At 61.4% G+C, this 14,746-nt stretch carries 11 protein-coding genes; 6 read left to right on the top strand and 5 right to left on the bottom strand.

Translation table 11 applies throughout. From position 1 onward, the window contains the following. Nucleotides 1-4: 4 nt before the first annotated feature. On the bottom strand, nucleotides 5-1,432 hold the full coding sequence (locus U1A53_RS10880; protein WP_322280817.1) for a DUF1501 domain-containing protein: 1,428 nt from the start codon (nucleotides 1,430-1,432) through the stop codon (nucleotides 5-7). 150 nt (nucleotides 1,433-1,582) lie between these two features. Here U1A53_RS10880 and U1A53_RS10875 point away from each other — a divergent pair, with 150 nt between their 5' ends. Genes U1A53_RS10875 through U1A53_RS10865 form a run of 3 tightly spaced genes read left to right on the top strand, consistent with a single transcriptional unit; the run spans nucleotide 1,583 to nucleotide 8,641 of the window. Continuing rightward, nucleotides 1,583-6,586 carry a DUF1800 family protein gene (locus U1A53_RS10875; protein WP_322280815.1) on the top strand — a complete coding sequence of 1,668 codons (5,004 nt, stop codon included), beginning with the start codon at nucleotides 1,583-1,585 and terminating at the stop codon, nucleotides 6,584-6,586. Nucleotides 6,587-6,612: 26 nt separating this feature from the next. Next, nucleotides 6,613-8,055 (top strand): DUF1501 domain-containing protein, encoded by a 1,443-nt coding sequence (locus U1A53_RS10870; protein ID WP_322280813.1) that lies wholly within the window; start codon nucleotides 6,613-6,615, stop codon nucleotides 8,053-8,055. A 25-nt stretch (nucleotides 8,056-8,080) separates the two neighbouring features. Then, nucleotides 8,081-8,641: a hypothetical protein gene (locus tag U1A53_RS10865; RefSeq protein ID WP_322280811.1), complete on the top strand. Its 561-nt coding sequence runs from the start codon at nucleotides 8,081-8,083 to the stop codon at nucleotides 8,639-8,641. A 6-nt stretch (nucleotides 8,642-8,647) separates the two neighbouring features. On the opposite strand, the gene U1A53_RS10860 is transcribed toward U1A53_RS10865, so the two are convergent. Next, the gene (locus U1A53_RS10860) at nucleotides 8,648-9,991 is read right to left on the bottom strand and encodes a PQQ-binding-like beta-propeller repeat protein (protein WP_322280809.1); all 1,344 of its coding nucleotides are present in this window, start codon (nucleotides 9,989-9,991) and stop codon (nucleotides 8,648-8,650) included. A 67-nt stretch (nucleotides 9,992-10,058) separates the two neighbouring features. Here U1A53_RS10860 and U1A53_RS10855 point away from each other — a divergent pair, with 67 nt between their 5' ends. Beyond that, complete coding sequence (locus U1A53_RS10855) at nucleotides 10,059-10,355, top strand: hypothetical protein (RefSeq protein ID WP_322280808.1); 297 nt, start codon at nucleotides 10,059-10,061, stop codon at nucleotides 10,353-10,355. Nucleotides 10,356-10,398: 43 nt separating this feature from the next. On the opposite strand, the gene U1A53_RS10850 is transcribed toward U1A53_RS10855, so the two are convergent. From U1A53_RS10850 to U1A53_RS10840, 3 genes are read right to left on the bottom strand one after another with little or no spacing between them, the layout of a single operon-like run. Further along, nucleotides 10,399-11,325, bottom strand: a complete 927-nt coding sequence (locus U1A53_RS10850) for a hypothetical protein (RefSeq protein WP_322280806.1) — start codon at nucleotides 11,323-11,325, stop codon at nucleotides 10,399-10,401. Between the two features lie 3 nt (nucleotides 11,326-11,328). Beyond that, nucleotides 11,329-12,057, bottom strand: coding sequence for a peptidoglycan recognition family protein (locus U1A53_RS10845; RefSeq protein WP_322280804.1), 729 nt, complete (start codon nucleotides 12,055-12,057; stop codon nucleotides 11,329-11,331). A 44-nt stretch (nucleotides 12,058-12,101) separates the two neighbouring features. Next, nucleotides 12,102-12,992, bottom strand: a complete 891-nt coding sequence (locus U1A53_RS10840) for a PfkB family carbohydrate kinase (RefSeq protein ID WP_322280802.1) — start codon at nucleotides 12,990-12,992, stop codon at nucleotides 12,102-12,104. A 67-nt stretch (nucleotides 12,993-13,059) separates the two neighbouring features. Between U1A53_RS10840 and U1A53_RS10835 the strand changes: the two genes are divergently transcribed. Both U1A53_RS10835 and U1A53_RS10830 read left to right on the top strand, forming a co-directional pair. Then, a complete protein-coding gene (locus U1A53_RS10835) occupies nucleotides 13,060-14,457 on the top strand; it encodes an MFS transporter (RefSeq protein ID WP_322280801.1) in 1,398 nt (465 codons plus the stop codon). Nucleotides 14,458-14,461: 4 nt separating this feature from the next. Then, nucleotides 14,462-14,746, top strand: a complete 285-nt coding sequence (locus U1A53_RS10830) for a hypothetical protein (RefSeq protein WP_322280799.1) — start codon at nucleotides 14,462-14,464, stop codon at nucleotides 14,744-14,746.

The raw sequence follows: 14,746 nt of genomic DNA, 5'->3' as shown, positions 1-14,746 counted from the left end.
CGATTTACATCCGGATCAATTCACGAATCGGACTGCCGTTCGGCACGATGGGAGTGGGGCGGCCGCTGAAGTCGTTGATTGTTTCCTTGGCGGAGTCGATGCCGAGGTGGTGGTAGATGGTGGCGAGGAAGTCGTGTGGCGTGCAGGCGTGTTCGGCAACGTCTTCGCCGCGTTTGTCGCTGGCACCGATGACGCCGCCAGTTTGCAGGCCGCCGCCGGCCCAGAGATTGGTGAAGGCCCGCGGCCAGTGATCGCGGCCCGGTTGCACGACACCTGCGGCAGCGCTGGCCTCGCCGGCACCGGAACTGGCGACATGGCTGATCTTCGGCGTGCGGCCAAACTCGCCACTGACGACGACGAGCACACGTTTGTCGAGGCCACGGGCATACACATCCTCGATCAAGGCTGAAACGGCCTGGTCGAAGGCTCCGGCACGAAAACGCAGCGCCTCGAAGACATTGTGATTCACCGCATGATCGTCCCAGTTGCCCACGCGACCGCATTGCGGGCCGTCGAGGCAGCTTGTGATGATTTCAACGCCGGATTCGACAAGACGACGCGCCAGCAGCAACTGCTGGCCCCAGCGGTGCATGCCATAGCGTTCGCGGGTGCGCTTGTCTTCCTTGCCGAGGTCGAAGGCGTGGCGTGTCTGCGGATTCGTGAGCAGGGTCATCGCTTGGGACTCAAATTGGTCCATCGCACCCATTTCACCGGCGGCATCGACGTTGCGCTCGAGTTTGTCGAGACTGTGCAGCAGCGCCATGCGGTCATTGAGGCGGGCCAGTTGGGATGGATTGGACAGACCGACATTGGGAACGGCGAAATCGGGGCGGCTGGGATCGCTCAATACTGCCAGCGGCGAGTAGGCGGCGTTGACGAAGCCGGGACCGGCGATGGTGAAGCTGTCGTAATTGATGATCGGGTTTACGCCGACGTAGTTCGGCAGCGGGCTGCTGCGCTTGTTCTTTGAGCGCAGGGAATTCGCCACCGTCATCCAGTCGGGCAGCAGCGGCTTCGGTTTGTCGCGCGGATCAGGGTCGCCGCTGAGCATTTGCAGCGAACCCGCCGGATGTCCGCCGCCTGTGTGAGTCATCGAGCGCAGCAGCGTGAACTTGTCCGCGATTTTCGCCTGCAACGGGAGCAACTCCGTGAGCTGCATGCCGGGCACCTTGGTTTTGATCGTCTTGAACGGTCCTCGATACTCGCTGCCGATGTCCGGCTTCGGATCGTAGGTGTCGAGATGCGAGCACCCACCGCGCAACCACACCAAGATAATGGCGGTGCGTTCGCGTGTGGGCTTCACGGCATTTTCCGCACGCAGTTTCAGCAATCCAGGCCAGCTCAGGCTTGCGAATCCGGTGAGTCCTATCCGCATGAACCCACGCCGGTCGAGAGGGCCGGAGCAGATGATGGGAGGCGAGGCGGAGGGCATGGGCGCAGAGCATACGGCTGCCGGGCTGGAATTCTTCGCTTCGGAGGCAGGGCCTGATTGTTGTGCACACCTTCCGAGGCTTGGACAGTTCATCGTGTGGATGGTAGAATCCGCGTCATGCGCTGTTTCTGGCCGATTTGGATCTTTGGAATGCTTGTTTCGCCTCTGAAGGCGGAATTCGAGACCCTTTGGTCCTTGGGTGTTTGGGATGGGAATCCACAGGATGAGTTTGGCGACCCGACCTGGACCACGAATGCCGCGCCGGGCAGCGCCGCCAACCGCGACAACGATTTTTACTTCGCGGGCACCTATCCCCTGCCGATCGGCACCGTCGCAGGCGAGCCGGAAACAAATTTGGAGAATGGGCTGAATGACGGCAACCAGTCTGTTCGCCTGCATTTCCAGCTCACGCCTGCGCAGGCCACCGGCACGGCGCGCATGCGGCTGAACCTGCACCAAGTCTGGGGTGGCTGGGAGGTGGCACCCTCTGTCACGGGTGAGGGCTACGGCACCCATCAGTTTGAGGTGTTTTGGAACGGGGTGCTTCTCAAGACGGCGGTCCACACGCAAAGCGACACGCTGATCGTGGAGGCGAACGCAGGGACGTTCACGCCGGTGACGGGAGCAAACACGCTGGAGATCCACCGGGCACCACCGCCGGCTTCATCGCCCAGCGGGTGGATTATATTCGATGCGCTGTCACTGGAGATTGATCCGCTGGCGACACAGGATGTGGATGGGGATGGTCTGCCACGCTGGTGGGAGCAGGATCACGGTTTCAATGATGCCTTGGCCTCCGACGCGGCGCAGGATGCGGATCATGACGGGCGCACGAATGCGCAGGAGTTCGCCACGCAGACGCTGCCGCTGATCAAAGACAGCGATGGCGATGGTCTCAGCGACGGAGCGGAATTCACCGCTGGCACGAATCCGCTGAATTCGGACACGGATGGCGATTCGTTGAACGATGGCGAGGAAACGACCTCGAATCCGCTGTTGGCAGACACGGATGCCGATGGTGCGGGCGATGCCTGGGAAGTGCGCACGGGCTACACGGCGAACTCGGCCTCAAGCACGCCTCCGGCTTTCGGTGGTGCTGTTGGGATCAATTTTGTCTCGGAGCTGAATCCCAAGAACGCGCTTGGCAGTGTTGAGGCGACTGGTGTGGTGCCGCAGCGCTTTTGGAACAACACCTGGGCGCTCACGGGCTGGCGGAATCAAACCGGAACACACACAGACATCGCCACCCCGCAGGCGGATGTGATTGTGAACAGCTCGGGCGTGGCAACGGGCATGACGATGAGCTGGAGCGTGCCAAACAGCGCGTGGGCGAACGGCCAGGGCGGCAGCTCCACGCGGAAGCTGCTGCATGGTTATCTGAATGTGTCTTCTGACACGCCCGGCAGTCTCACGCTCGCGGGCATTCCTTACGCGACGTATGATGTGATCGTGTATGTGGGGGCGAATTATGACGGAGCCATCGGCTACACACGACTGAATGACGATCCGCTGCTGGACCGCTGGGTGATGACGGGCAGCGCGGCGCCTGAAACGCGGCTGGTGGAGTTGGTGAAGTCCGATGCGGTCAAACCCTGGCGTGCCAACGCCATTCGCTACCGCAACGTGACCGGTTCCAGCGTGAACGTGAAGTTCTGGCGCACGAGCTGGTATGAAATGGGCCTGCATGGCATTCAGATCGTGAATTCGACACTCGACAGCGATGCGGACGGCATGCCGGATGCGTTTGAGTGGCAGCATCAGCTTCGGTCGGATGTCGCGGATGCCGCGCTGGATGCGGATGCCGATGGTTTGACGAATCTGGCGGAGATGAACCGCCAGACCAACCCACGCAGTCGTGATACCGATGGCGATGGCCTCACGGATGCCGTGGAGACGAACACGGGCACCTGGGTGAGCGCCAGCGATACGGGATCGAACCCGCAAATCGCGGATAGTGATGGCGATGGCCTCACGGATGGCGCTGAGGCGGCCGTTTTGCCCGCGCCCACGAATCCGAATGATGCGGACAGCGACAACGATGGCCGTGGCGATGCGGAAGAGGTGAACGGGTGGACAAACCCGCTGCTGGCCGATGCCGTGAGCGCGCAGATGCCGGTGGTGAGCACGAGTCCACGCACGCTGGACTGGGTGGTGGAGAACGTGCAGGTCGTGTGGGACCATTCGCGTGGTGGTGTGACAGATCAGGAGTGGGGAGATGATGAAATGATGAGCTTTCAAGTCCGCAATGCGGCGGCGACCAGCACGGACACGTTCAATGTGGCGTTGAGGGTGAAAGCGGGCCGCGTGTCGCATTTTCTCTATTCGAGCTGGCTGGGCGGCTTCAGCCACCCGGACAATGACGAGTGGGACATCTGGGAGGCGGACTGGCAGGACTTTCCGGTCGATCTGAAGGCAGCGCTGGGTTTCAGCGGCCATGGCGCGGCGGACATCAGCGACCGGCTGCGTTTCCGCATCCAGGGCAGCAGCACGGGCAATCGCACGGCGTGGAACTTCACGTTCAGCATCACGAATCAAGACATGAGTCAAACCGTGGTGAGCCGCACATTCACAAACTGTGCCCTGGCGCAAAATGTGCATGATGGGCTGGCCACATGGCAGGATCGCAGTGATCCAGCGGTGGCGAACCGCCTGTCGCTGTCGCAACACGATGGCGTGAGGGTTTATTTCCAGAGCACACCGCTGGAAGACACCCCTGCCTTTGCCGCTTTCAAAGACACGGACGAGGATGGCATGCCGGACGTGTGGGAGGATTTGCATGGTCTGAACAAAAACTCGGCGGCGGATGGTTCTTTAGATGGCGATGCCGACGGCCTGACGAACGTGCGTGAGTATCTGGCAGGAACACTTCCGAATGATGCGGACAGTGATGATGATCTGGCGAAGGATGGCATCGAGACCGACAGCAGCAGTGATCCGCTGCTCGCGACGAGTTTGCCGCCGTTGTATCGCGGCGCGCCTGCGGGAGTGAATGGCGAGGATTTGAATGGCAACGGCCTTTCGGATGCCTGGGAGCAGTGGATTGGCGATTTTGGCCTGCTATCTCTCGACGATGAGGATGGCGACGGCATGACGAACGCGGCGGAGGCCATGGCGGGGACGAATCCGCGTGATGCACGGTCGCGGCTGTGGAGTGATGTGATTCGTGGCGGGGCTGATTTGACGGTGTGCTGGCCGGTTTTGCCGTGGAAGCGGCATCGCGTGCTGCAAAGCACAGATCTGGCTTCATGGAGCCTCGCGCCGGGTCTGCCGGTGATGGTGGGGAATGAGTATCGGCAGACGTTTGGTCTTGGAGGCCCAAATACGTTCTACCGTGCCAGCGTGGACAATCTGGACACGGATGGTGATGGCGTGAGCGACTGGACGGAGTCAAACGTGCTCGGCTCCTCCACCACCCTGGCCACGAGCACACGTAGTGCCGTGAGCATTGACGCGAACAACGATGGCACGGCGGAAACGACGCTGAGCGGTGATTACGCGACGCTGATCGAGCAACTGCAAGGCGCGGACGGCGATGGCGGATTCGCTGGCGGCAGTGCGGGAGCGGTTTCACGCGTGCAGGCTGCGCGTTTCCTGATGCAGGCCACGTTTGGACCGACATTGGAGGACGTTCAACGTGTGCAGACCCTCGGCTACTCGGCGTGGATCACGGAGCAGATGGGGCTGCCGCAAACGCGGCATTCGGACTATATCCAGACAATCTTCGCGGACATGACGACGCAGCGCAGTCGCAGCAACTACAGCCGCGGCGGCGGTGATGCCGATCCGTTTTTGTTCGGCAACAACATGCAGACGGCCTTTGCCCGCGCGGCCATCCAGGGGCCGGATCAGTTGCGGCAACGCGTCGCGTTTGCGCTGAGCCAGATTCTCGTGGCTTCGCGCCGTGATGCGAATTTAGAGAACCGCTGCCTCGGCATGGCGGATTTTTATGACCTCTTTGTGCGGCATGCCTTCGGCAATTATGAAGACGTGCTGATGGAGGTGACGATGCATCCGGTGATGGGCCGGTATTTGAGCCATGTGGGCAATCAGAAGGCTGATCCGGGCATCAATCGCTATCCCGATGAAAACTATGCGCGCGAGGTTATGCAGCTCTTCAGCGTGGGCCTGTGGGAGCTGAATCCCGATGGCTCAAGACAGCTCGACGGTCTCGGGGCCCCGGTTCCGACGTACTCCAATGCCGAGATCACGCAGCTCGCGCGTGTGATGACGGGCTTTTGGTTTGGCAGCTACAACTGGGGCGGCGGCGGCTGGACGGAGCAGGACTACGCCACACCGATGAGCCTGCACGCGGACCGCCATGACTTCGGCGCGAAGACGCTGCTGCGAAATTTTGTGATTCCTGCCCGCGCGGCCACGCAGGAGAACGCGCAGCGTGATGTGCGGGACGCGATCCATCATTTGTTCATGCATCCGAATACGGGCGTGTTCGTCGGGAAGCAGTTGATCCAGTTCCTCGTCACGGACAATCCGAGCCCGGCCTATGTGCAGCGCGTGGGGCAGGTCTTTGCCGACAACGGCCTCGGCGTGCGTGGTGATCTGGCAGCGGTGGTGCGCGCGATCTTGCTCGATGATGAGGCGCGCGCGCCTGTTGGCACGCAGGCGGCTGGATTTGGGCGGCTGAAGGAGCCTGTCGTCCGCACCATGGCGATGGCGCGTGTGTTTGGCATGAAGCAGGTGCCCGATCTGCTGTGGTGGGACTGGAGTGACTTCTACAACGAGAGCCGCCAGGCGCCGACGAACTCGCCGAGCGTGTTCAATTTCTATCGCCCGGAGTATCGCGCGCCGGGACTGCTGACTCAGAATGGACTCGCCGGGCCGGTGTTTCAGATCACGGACAGCTACAGTTCGATCTCCTTCCCCAATCGCCTCTGGCACATGCTGGAAGAGGGATTCAGCCTATGGGAGACGTATCGCTTCCCGCTCGGCATCGCCCAGGAATCAATACTGGCATCATCGCCGGAGCGCTTGATGGACCATTTGAACCTGCTGTTCTGCGCCGGGCAGATGAAGGCATCCACCCGCACGCTCATCCTCAATACCCTCGCTCAAATCCCCGCCTATCAATCGGCCGCACGCGTCCGCGTGGCCGCCTATCTTGCGCTGACCTGCCCGGAGGGGGCGGTGATGCGTTGAGTTTCAGCTTTTTTCTTTTTCATGAAATGAATGCCTCACTTCAACGACGCCAGTTCTTCGGCAAGACCGCCTGCGCAGCGATGAGCAGTGTGCCGATCATGAACACGCTGCTCAATCTGCAGCTCGCGAGCCGCGCGGCGGCGCTGGACGCGCCCACCGATCATCGGACGCTGGTGTGCTTCTTTTTGAACGGCGGGATGGACTCGTTCAACTGGCTGGTGCCTCGCGATGCAGCCAGGCACGCGACGTACACGACGACACGGGGAAATCTGGCGCTGACGACGGGCCAGTTGCTCAGTTTGAACCAGGATGGCGGCGACGGGCAGCTCTACGGCATTCACCCGAGTTGTGCCGGCTTGCAGGAGATGTTCAACGGCCTGGGCGGCGACACAGCGAAGCGTCGCGCGGCGCTTTTGACGAATGTGGGCACGCTGATCCAACCAGTGACGAAGGCGCAGTATCTGGCGGAGAGCGTGCCGCTGCCGCGGGCACTTTATTCGCACAGCGATCAGATCGACCAGTGGCAGACCTCCGTGCCGCAGGGCATGACGCAGCTCAGCGGCTGGGCGGGACGCGCGGCGGATGTGCTGCACAGCACGGTGAATGGCAACAGCATCGCCATGAACATCTCGCTGGCTGGCAACAGCCTGTGGCAGGTGGGCAATGCGACGACGCAGTTTGTGGTGACGGATCGCGGTGCCCTGACCTTCACCGGCAGCGAGATCACAGACCCGCTGCACCCGATGCGGCTGAAAAACACGGCGCATCGCAGCGTGATCCAGCAAAACTACGCCAACCTGATGCAGCAGAGCTATGGTCAGCTCACGAAAAGCAGCATCGAGCTTCAAGAATTCTTCCTGGAGCAGTACAACAGCTATGATGACAGCGCGGTGGCCGGTTTGTTCCCGACGAACAACTACATCGCCCAGCAGTTTCGCGCGGCGGTGAGGATGATCGCGCTGCGACAGGCGCTGGGACTGCACCGGCAGACGATTTTCATCACGCAGGGCGGCTGGGACCACCACGGCGAGCTGCTGAACACGCAGGCGGGCATGCTCACGACGCTGAGCACGGCGCTGACCGCCTTTCAGCGAGCGTTGGATCAACTGAACCTCCATGATGGGGTGATCACCTTCAGCGCGTCCGACTTTGGCCGCACGCTACGCAGCAACGGTCGCGGCACGGACCACGCCTGGGGCGGCAACGCGCTCGTCATGGGCGGTCCGGTGCAGGGCGGGCGCATCTACGGCACCTTCCCGGACCAGACGCTCGAAAGCGCCAACGACACCGGTTACGGCGGCCGCATGATTCCGACGACAAGCGTGGATGCGTTCTTCGCGGAGATGCTGCGCTGGTTCGGCGTGCCTGCGGCGAGCATGGACGCGGTGCTGCCAAACATTGGGAACTTTTACAACGTGAATTCGTCGTCGTTGCCGATTGGGTTTTTGAGAACGGGGACGTGGATTTGAGGCGGGTCAAAGAGTCAAGCATGTGATGAATAAGCGACTGGCAGTGCTGGGAGTGATACTGCCGATGGCAGTGGGATGGTGGCTGCTGCAGCGTGGTGAGAAGCAGGTAGTCAAAGCTGAAAGCAGGATGCCCATGGCAGCCGCCAAGGCGATGGAGGAGGAGGCGAAGCTGCGTGGCAGTGAGGCTTTGCCGGGCACGGAGATCTTGAAACATTATGGAGAACCGGGAGTGAGGCCGGAGGAGGATTTGCAGGCGGTGGCGCATGCGTTTTCGAACCTGATGCTGCTCGTGAAGAGCGACGCGCCGTTTCGGTTGGGGGCAAATGAGGAGTTCGCTGCGGCGCTGATGGGCAAAAATGCCACCAAGACCGTTTTCCTGGCACCGCCGCATGCCTGCCTGAATGAGCAGGGGCAGCTCATTGACCGCTGGGACACGCCGTTGTTTTTTCATGTGAGCGATGCGACGCGCATCGACATCCGCAGTGCGGGGCCTGACCGCGAGATGTGGACAGAGGACGATCTGCACCGGCGCCATGACGGGGAGTTTCTTCGCGGGGCTTCGCTGCCTGAACCGAAAAGGAAGTGAACGCGCTTACTTCGCCAGCGAGACACACACGATCTCCTCGTCATTGCGCATGAAGACGCACTGATTCGCGAAAGCGGGGTGTGACCACACAACGGCACGTCTGGGGTCGGTGGTCGTGGGCTTGAGGAGCTTGGCGCGGCTGAGTTCTTCGTAGCCTTGCGGCGTGAGCTTGGCGATGATGAGGTCGCCTTGTTCGTTGGCGAGGAAGAAGCGGTCGGCGTGCTTGATGATGAAGGCATTGGCCCAGCGCACAGGCGGGCCGCCGGTGGTGGCGGCGAAGGTTTCCCAGAGACGTTCGCCGGTGTCGAGCTTGAGGCAGCGGAGCTGGCCGTAGCTGCACACGCCGTAGATGTGGCCGTTTTCGATGTAGGGCGTGCTCATGAGGCTGTGCAGCGTGTCGGTGTTCTTTTCACTGAAGCTTTTGCCCTCCCATTGCAGCGTGGCGGCGGGTTTGGCGGCGTCGAGCTTGAAGCACTTCGAACTGGTGTAAAACGAGCTCAGCAGGAGCAGATCGCCCGCGAGTCGCGGCGTGGCAACGGTGAGGCCGGCACGAATCTCCCACGGATGCGACCAGAACACCTTGCCTGTGGCCGGATCGAGCGAGTTCACGGCCTGCGGATGCCAGAGGATGAGCTGTTTGGTGCCACCGGCCTCGATCATGGTCGGCGGTGCATAACCAGGCTCGCGCGCATCAAGCGCACGCCAGAGTTCTTTGCCAGTGTCCTTGTCAAAAGCCATCGCCACGCTGCCAGGGCCACCGACGAGGCAGATGAGGCGCTGACCATCGAGCAGCGGATGACCTGCGAAGCCCCACATCGGTGTGCGAGCACCATAGTCCGTTTTGAAGTCGTGTGACCAGAGCACCTTGCCGCTGGCGGCGTCGAGGCAGAACAGATTTCCCTCCGCGCCGAGTGTCCACACCTTGCCGCCGCTCACCAGCGGCGTGCACCGCGGACCGGTGGAGTAGCTCATGGTGTAGGTGCAGTCGTAGCGATGCTCCCAAACCTGTTTGCCACTCGCAACATCAAGGCAGAGCACACGTTCCGTGCCGGGAATGATGCCACGGGCAAAGGCATTGCCCGGCGCTCGCGTCTCCACGGCCACCTGGCGGTCCATGAGATACACTTTGCCATTCGCAATCGCCGGGCCGGTGTAGCCGCCGCCGATCTTCACGCGCCAGCGCACTTTCTGCCCGCCTTCAGGAAACTTTTCGATGATGCCGGTTTCACGCCACACACCGTCACGCTGCGGGCCGAGCCACTGCGGCCAGTCCTCGGCATGCAGGGCGGTGCCAAGGAGGAGAAAGAGCAGGATGCGCATGCTGCAAACAAACTCGCGGTGGTGATTCATGTTGCAGATGATTTGGCGCTAAGTTTCTTCAAATGGGTGTGATCCATACGCTGACCAACTGCAAATCATGAAAAGTTCATCGAGAATACTGGTGGTTGGACTCTTGGTTTCACTGGCATCTGCTTTGGCGATCATCCTTTGTGCCTGCTTGGTTTTTGAACATTGGCTCGGTGATACACAACCCTTAATCGGCTATGCTTTCGCCTTAGTCGTCGCGGCTGGCGTCTTTTGCATTGGCTTCATTGTCACTATTGTCGTTGCCGTTAGCGAAATAAGCCATGGCGCTGCTCGGCATCGTGGTGGGTTAAATGCACCAGCCGAACGTGACATTCACGGCGAAGCAGACGAACAAACTCCGCAATGAACTCGAAGCGCCTTGATTCATCGAGTGGGTGAAGTAAACGCAGTCAGCGTGTCACACGAAACAGCGGCGTCGGCAGGCGCTCGCTGGTGAACCAGAGGGTCTGGCTGTCGGCATCGTAGCAGACGCCCTCGACCTGCGGCACGAGTTGCGGTTCGATGCGCGTCGGCGTTTGTTTTAGCGCCACCGTCAACGGTTGGTCCTTCGCCAGCTTCCATTCATAGAGGCTGCTGTACGTGGCGACGACGAGACGGCCGCCATCCGGCGAGAAGCAGGCGGCGGTGGCCATGCAGTTGTCATGCGGGCGTTTGCCGGGACGAATCAGCGTGGGGAAACTGAGGTCCGCGATTTTTTCGAGCGGCATGCTCACCTTTTCCTGCAGAGGCTGCGGGAAGGCATAGAGGGCGCTCTTTCCGTCCTCGCTCTTGGTGAGAATGTAGAGCCGGTTGGTCTGCGGATGAATGAGCAGGCTTTCGGCGTTGTGCTTGCCGTCGGGATAGTTGGCACGCCAGATGTGCGACGCGGGGCTTTCCGTTTCGGCGACGGGTTTGCCTGTGGCGACGATCCCAGGTTCAGGAATTTGATACACCTGGATGGTGGGCCGCATCTGGAAGTTGTCGCCGATGTCACCGATGAAGAGAGCCGGGGATCCCTGGTCATCCTTGCCCAGCGTAAGATCTTCCCAGTCAAAATTGGCGGCCTCGCGCACGCGCACTTTGGCGCGTGTTTTGCCGCTGTGGTCGATGGCGAAGACGCAGGGTTCACCACCGGAGTCATTCACGGTCCAGAAGATCGAAGGATCGCGGCGGCCTTGGATGAGACCGGAGCTTTCCTTGATCCGCTTGTCTTCCAGAATCGCGACACGCTCGCTGGTGCTGGGCACCGGTTTTTCCGGCCAGGAGGAAGCGCTCTGCCCCCAAACAACCGTGGAAACGGCAAGAAAGAGACCAAGCTGGAGAGTCGCGGCATTCATGACTCAGCCGAGCGGTGTCGCAGGCCCGGCGAGCATGCGGTTGTAATGAAGCTGCACGCGGCCTTGGAACCAGCGCCAGGTGGGGCCGGGGCGGCCACGGTCGAGCAGGAAATGCGGGCAGTCTTTGTTCGGCGGGTTCAAGCCCTTGCGCGGCCAGTGGTAATGCCCCACGACATGGCTGAGCGGAATGTCATAGGCGCGCATCAGATACGCGGCGAGGCGCGCGGTGCGATCAATGGTGAGGCCGATGTCGTTGCCGCTGTGCTCGCACATCTCGATGCCGATGCTGTAATTGTTGCCCGGCCCGTCAAAGTCGGCGTGCTCGCCCTGCTCACGGCAGGGCAGGTGCTGGATGGCGATGTTTTCCTGCACGGTGAAGTGCCAGGTGAGGAAGCCGATGCGGTTGCCGCCTTTGCGCTTGGTGGCGCGCAACGCACCGCGTTTCAAGGCCAGCGCATGCTGGTAGGCGTCTCCCGTGTAGTTCTGCGTGCTGTGAATGGTGATGTATCGCGGCCGCATCGGCCGGTAATAACGACGGCCCACGGTGCCGGGGGGAATGAGATCGAGCTTCACCCGCGCTTCGGCGAGGAGCTGATCGGGCGTCACCGGACCGAGAGCGGCGTCATTATAACGCGACTCCCAGCGGGAGATGCGGGAGCCGTCGTAGGTGGCGCAAGCCACGACAATCAGAGCAAGAGAGAGTGGTAGAAAAAGTGCGGCGTGTCGGCGCATGTCATTGTTTACCTGTTCAAGGGTCAAAATTCAATGTGCAAGGTTCAAAGTTTCAGCCGCAAGACGTGTCGTCCGCCCAATCCTTGAGCGTTTAACGCCGCCCGGCGGCTGGCGACACCCGCGCATTGTTCCAACGGCCAGCCTTTGAGCCAGCCGTGCAAAAACCACCCGTGATACACATCGCCGCAGCCGGTGGTGTCGATCACGAGGCATGCGTGAGCCGGCTGATGGAAATAGGTGCCGTCGGCGGTCCAGACATGACTGCCTGCCGCACCCGCTGTGATGACGAGCACTTGAGCGGGTGGTTGGAGCAATGTGGCAGCCATTTCAGGCAAATCGTCTCTGCTGCTGCAATTCGTGGCAAAATCTCGCGAAAAGATGCGGATGTGGCTCGCTTCGACGAGATCGCGCAACGATTCGCGCCATCTTCCAGCTCCGCCATCGAAAGAAATCGTGACGCCATGCTCTTGCGCGAGTTTCACGGCCCGGCGCGCGGCGTTTTCATGGCGGCCATTGATGTGCAGGAGCCGTGCGCTATTGAAAAGTGACCCGTCCACCTCCCCATGAGCCGGTTCTCCCGCTGTGGAAGGTGCATAAACGATCTGCCGCGCGCCATCGCTCTGCCGCACGAGGATGCAGGCGCTGGCGGAGCGCGTTCCTGGCACCACATGCAGATGATTCGTGCTCACGCCGAATTCTTCCAATCCGGCGCGGATTTTCTGACCTGTGGCATCATCCCCACAGCGGTCGATCAACACGCATGAATGTCCTTCCGCCGCCAGCACGCACAACGCCGTCGCCACTGGTCCGCCGCCGTCCTCGGCATGGGCCAACGCCTGCGTCACATGCTCTTCGGCGCGGAATTCGCGCACAATCGAGAACGCATCGTGCGTTGCCGCGCCGATGCCGATGACGGTGAAAGAACCGGCGGCCATGAGGCGGGCACGATTCCTGTGATTTCGTGATTGTCATCCTCGGGCATGTCATTCAACATCCGCGCCCATGAGCACCCCGACCACTTACAACCCGGACATCCCTTGGTACAAGCAACTCAGCCCCTACCACTGGTTTGTTTTCTTCGTCGCCTCCGCCGCGTGGTGCTTTGACTGCCTGGACCAGCAGCTCTTCATCCTGGCGCGTGACAATGCGGTGAAAGCGCTCACGCCAGGCGCGACCGGGCCTGAGCAGACCAACTACAGCGGCTGGGCCATGGCCATTTTCATCGCAGGCTGGGCGACTGGCGGGCTCATCTTCGGTGCCGTCGGTGATCGTATCGGGCGTGCCAAGACGCTGGCGATCACGGTGCTCATCTACTCGCTTTTCACCGGCCTCTCGTCGTTCGCGGCCAACATCGAGCAGTTCATGATCTACCGCGCTCTCACCGGCCTGGGTGTCGGCGGGGTGTTCGGACTCGCCGTCGCGCTGGTCGCGGATGCCTTGCCTGACGCCGCACGACCGAAAGCGCTCGGCATGTTGCAGGCCCTCTCAGCAGTGGGCAACGTGACCGCCGGCCTGTGCGCCATGGCGCTCTCGGGCATGGATCCGATGGTCTCGTGGAAGTATCTGTTCTGGATCGGGTCGATTCCGGCGTTCCTGTGCATCTTCATCATGCTGCGGCTGAAGGAGCCGGAGAAATGGATCGCAGCCAAGGCGCTGAGCAAGACGGACAAAACTCAGTCGATGGGGTCCTACCTGAGCCTCTTCGGCGACGTCCGCTGGCGGAAGTCCGCGCTGTTCGGCATGCTGCTCTGCGTGTCCGCCGTCGTCGGCCTGTGGGGCATCGGCTTTTTCAGCAACAAGCTTGTCGCCTTCGCCATCGCCGACTCGCTCGCGGGCCAGAACCTGAGCCCCCAGGAGGTCAGCACGGCCAAGCAATGGTGGTCAGCGGCCAATCTCATCGTTCTCAACATCGGCGCGTTCATCGGCATGATCGCCTTCAGCAAGGCCGCGCATCGTTTTGGCCGGAAGCCGGTGTTCGTCGTCGCCTTCCTCGCGGCTATGGCCGCGACCATTTTCTTCTACCTCTGCTTCGACGAACGCGCCGACATCTGGATGAGCCTGGTGCTGGGGATCTGCCAGCTCTCGCTGTTCGCGGGCTTCGCGATCTATCTGCCGGAGCTGTTCCCCACGCGTCTGCGCAGCACGGGCACGAGCTTCTGCTACAATGTCGGACGCTTCATCGCCGCCAGCGGACCGATCACGCTCGGTGCGCTGAACAAGAGCCTGAGTGACAAGGCGATCCTGGCTCTGCCGGCGGGTTATACCGACGCCATGAAGAACGCTGCCGAACTCGACGCATTCCGCTCCGCGGGCTGCTACATGAGCAGTGTGTTCCTGCTCGGGATAGTGGCGCTGATGTTCCTGCCGGAAACGAAAGGCCGTCCGCTCCCGGAGGGTTGATCCCATGACCGCAGATGAACTCAAAACCGCCTCGCAATCTGAGGCGGAAGCCGTTTCTCCAGAAGCGCTGGCGCTCTGGCATGCCAAGCAAGGCCACTGGGACGCCGCGCACAACATCGCGCAGGACATTCAGACCCAGATGGGATCGTGGATTCATGCGCTGCTGCATGTGATCGAGGGTGACCAGTGGAACGCGGACTACTGGTTTGCCAAAGCAGGCAAACCGTCGCACGGGCCGAAGGAGATCGACAAACTTTGGGACGAAATCGCAGGCGTTGTGCTATCTTGA

It is taken from the genome of Prosthecobacter sp. (assembly GCF_034366625.1).
Classification (GTDB): Bacteria; Verrucomicrobiota; Verrucomicrobiia; order Verrucomicrobiales; family Verrucomicrobiaceae; genus Prosthecobacter.
The sequence above is the reverse complement of the archived record's forward strand: the minus strand, read 5'-3'. Positions and strand labels throughout refer to the sequence as shown.

Coding starts and splice junctions, on each gene's coding strand:
- U1A53_RS10850 (WP_322280806.1), bottom strand. CDS start 11,325: ATGAATGCCGCGACTCTCCAGCTTGGTCTCTTTCTTGCCGTTTCCACG.
- U1A53_RS10880 (WP_322280817.1), bottom strand. CDS start 1,432: ATGCCCTCCGCCTCGCCTCCCATCATCTGCTCCGGCCCTCTCGACCGG.
- U1A53_RS10855 (WP_322280808.1), top strand. CDS start 10,059: ATGAAAAGTTCATCGAGAATACTGGTGGTTGGACTCTTGGTTTCACTG.
- U1A53_RS10870 (WP_322280813.1), top strand. CDS start 6,613: ATGAATGCCTCACTTCAACGACGCCAGTTCTTCGGCAAGACCGCCTGC.
- U1A53_RS10840 (WP_322280802.1), bottom strand. CDS start 12,992: ATGGCCGCCGGTTCTTTCACCGTCATCGGCATCGGCGCGGCAACGCAC.
- U1A53_RS10875 (WP_322280815.1), top strand. CDS start 1,583: ATGCTTGTTTCGCCTCTGAAGGCGGAATTCGAGACCCTTTGGTCCTTG.
- U1A53_RS10835 (WP_322280801.1), top strand. CDS start 13,060: ATGAGCACCCCGACCACTTACAACCCGGACATCCCTTGGTACAAGCAA.
- U1A53_RS10860 (WP_322280809.1), bottom strand. CDS start 9,991: ATGAATCACCACCGCGAGTTTGTTTGCAGCATGCGCATCCTGCTCTTT.
- U1A53_RS10830 (WP_322280799.1), top strand. CDS start 14,462: ATGACCGCAGATGAACTCAAAACCGCCTCGCAATCTGAGGCGGAAGCC.
- U1A53_RS10845 (WP_322280804.1), bottom strand. CDS start 12,057: ATGCGCCGACACGCCGCACTTTTTCTACCACTCTCTCTTGCTCTGATT.
- U1A53_RS10865 (WP_322280811.1), top strand. CDS start 8,081: ATGAATAAGCGACTGGCAGTGCTGGGAGTGATACTGCCGATGGCAGTG.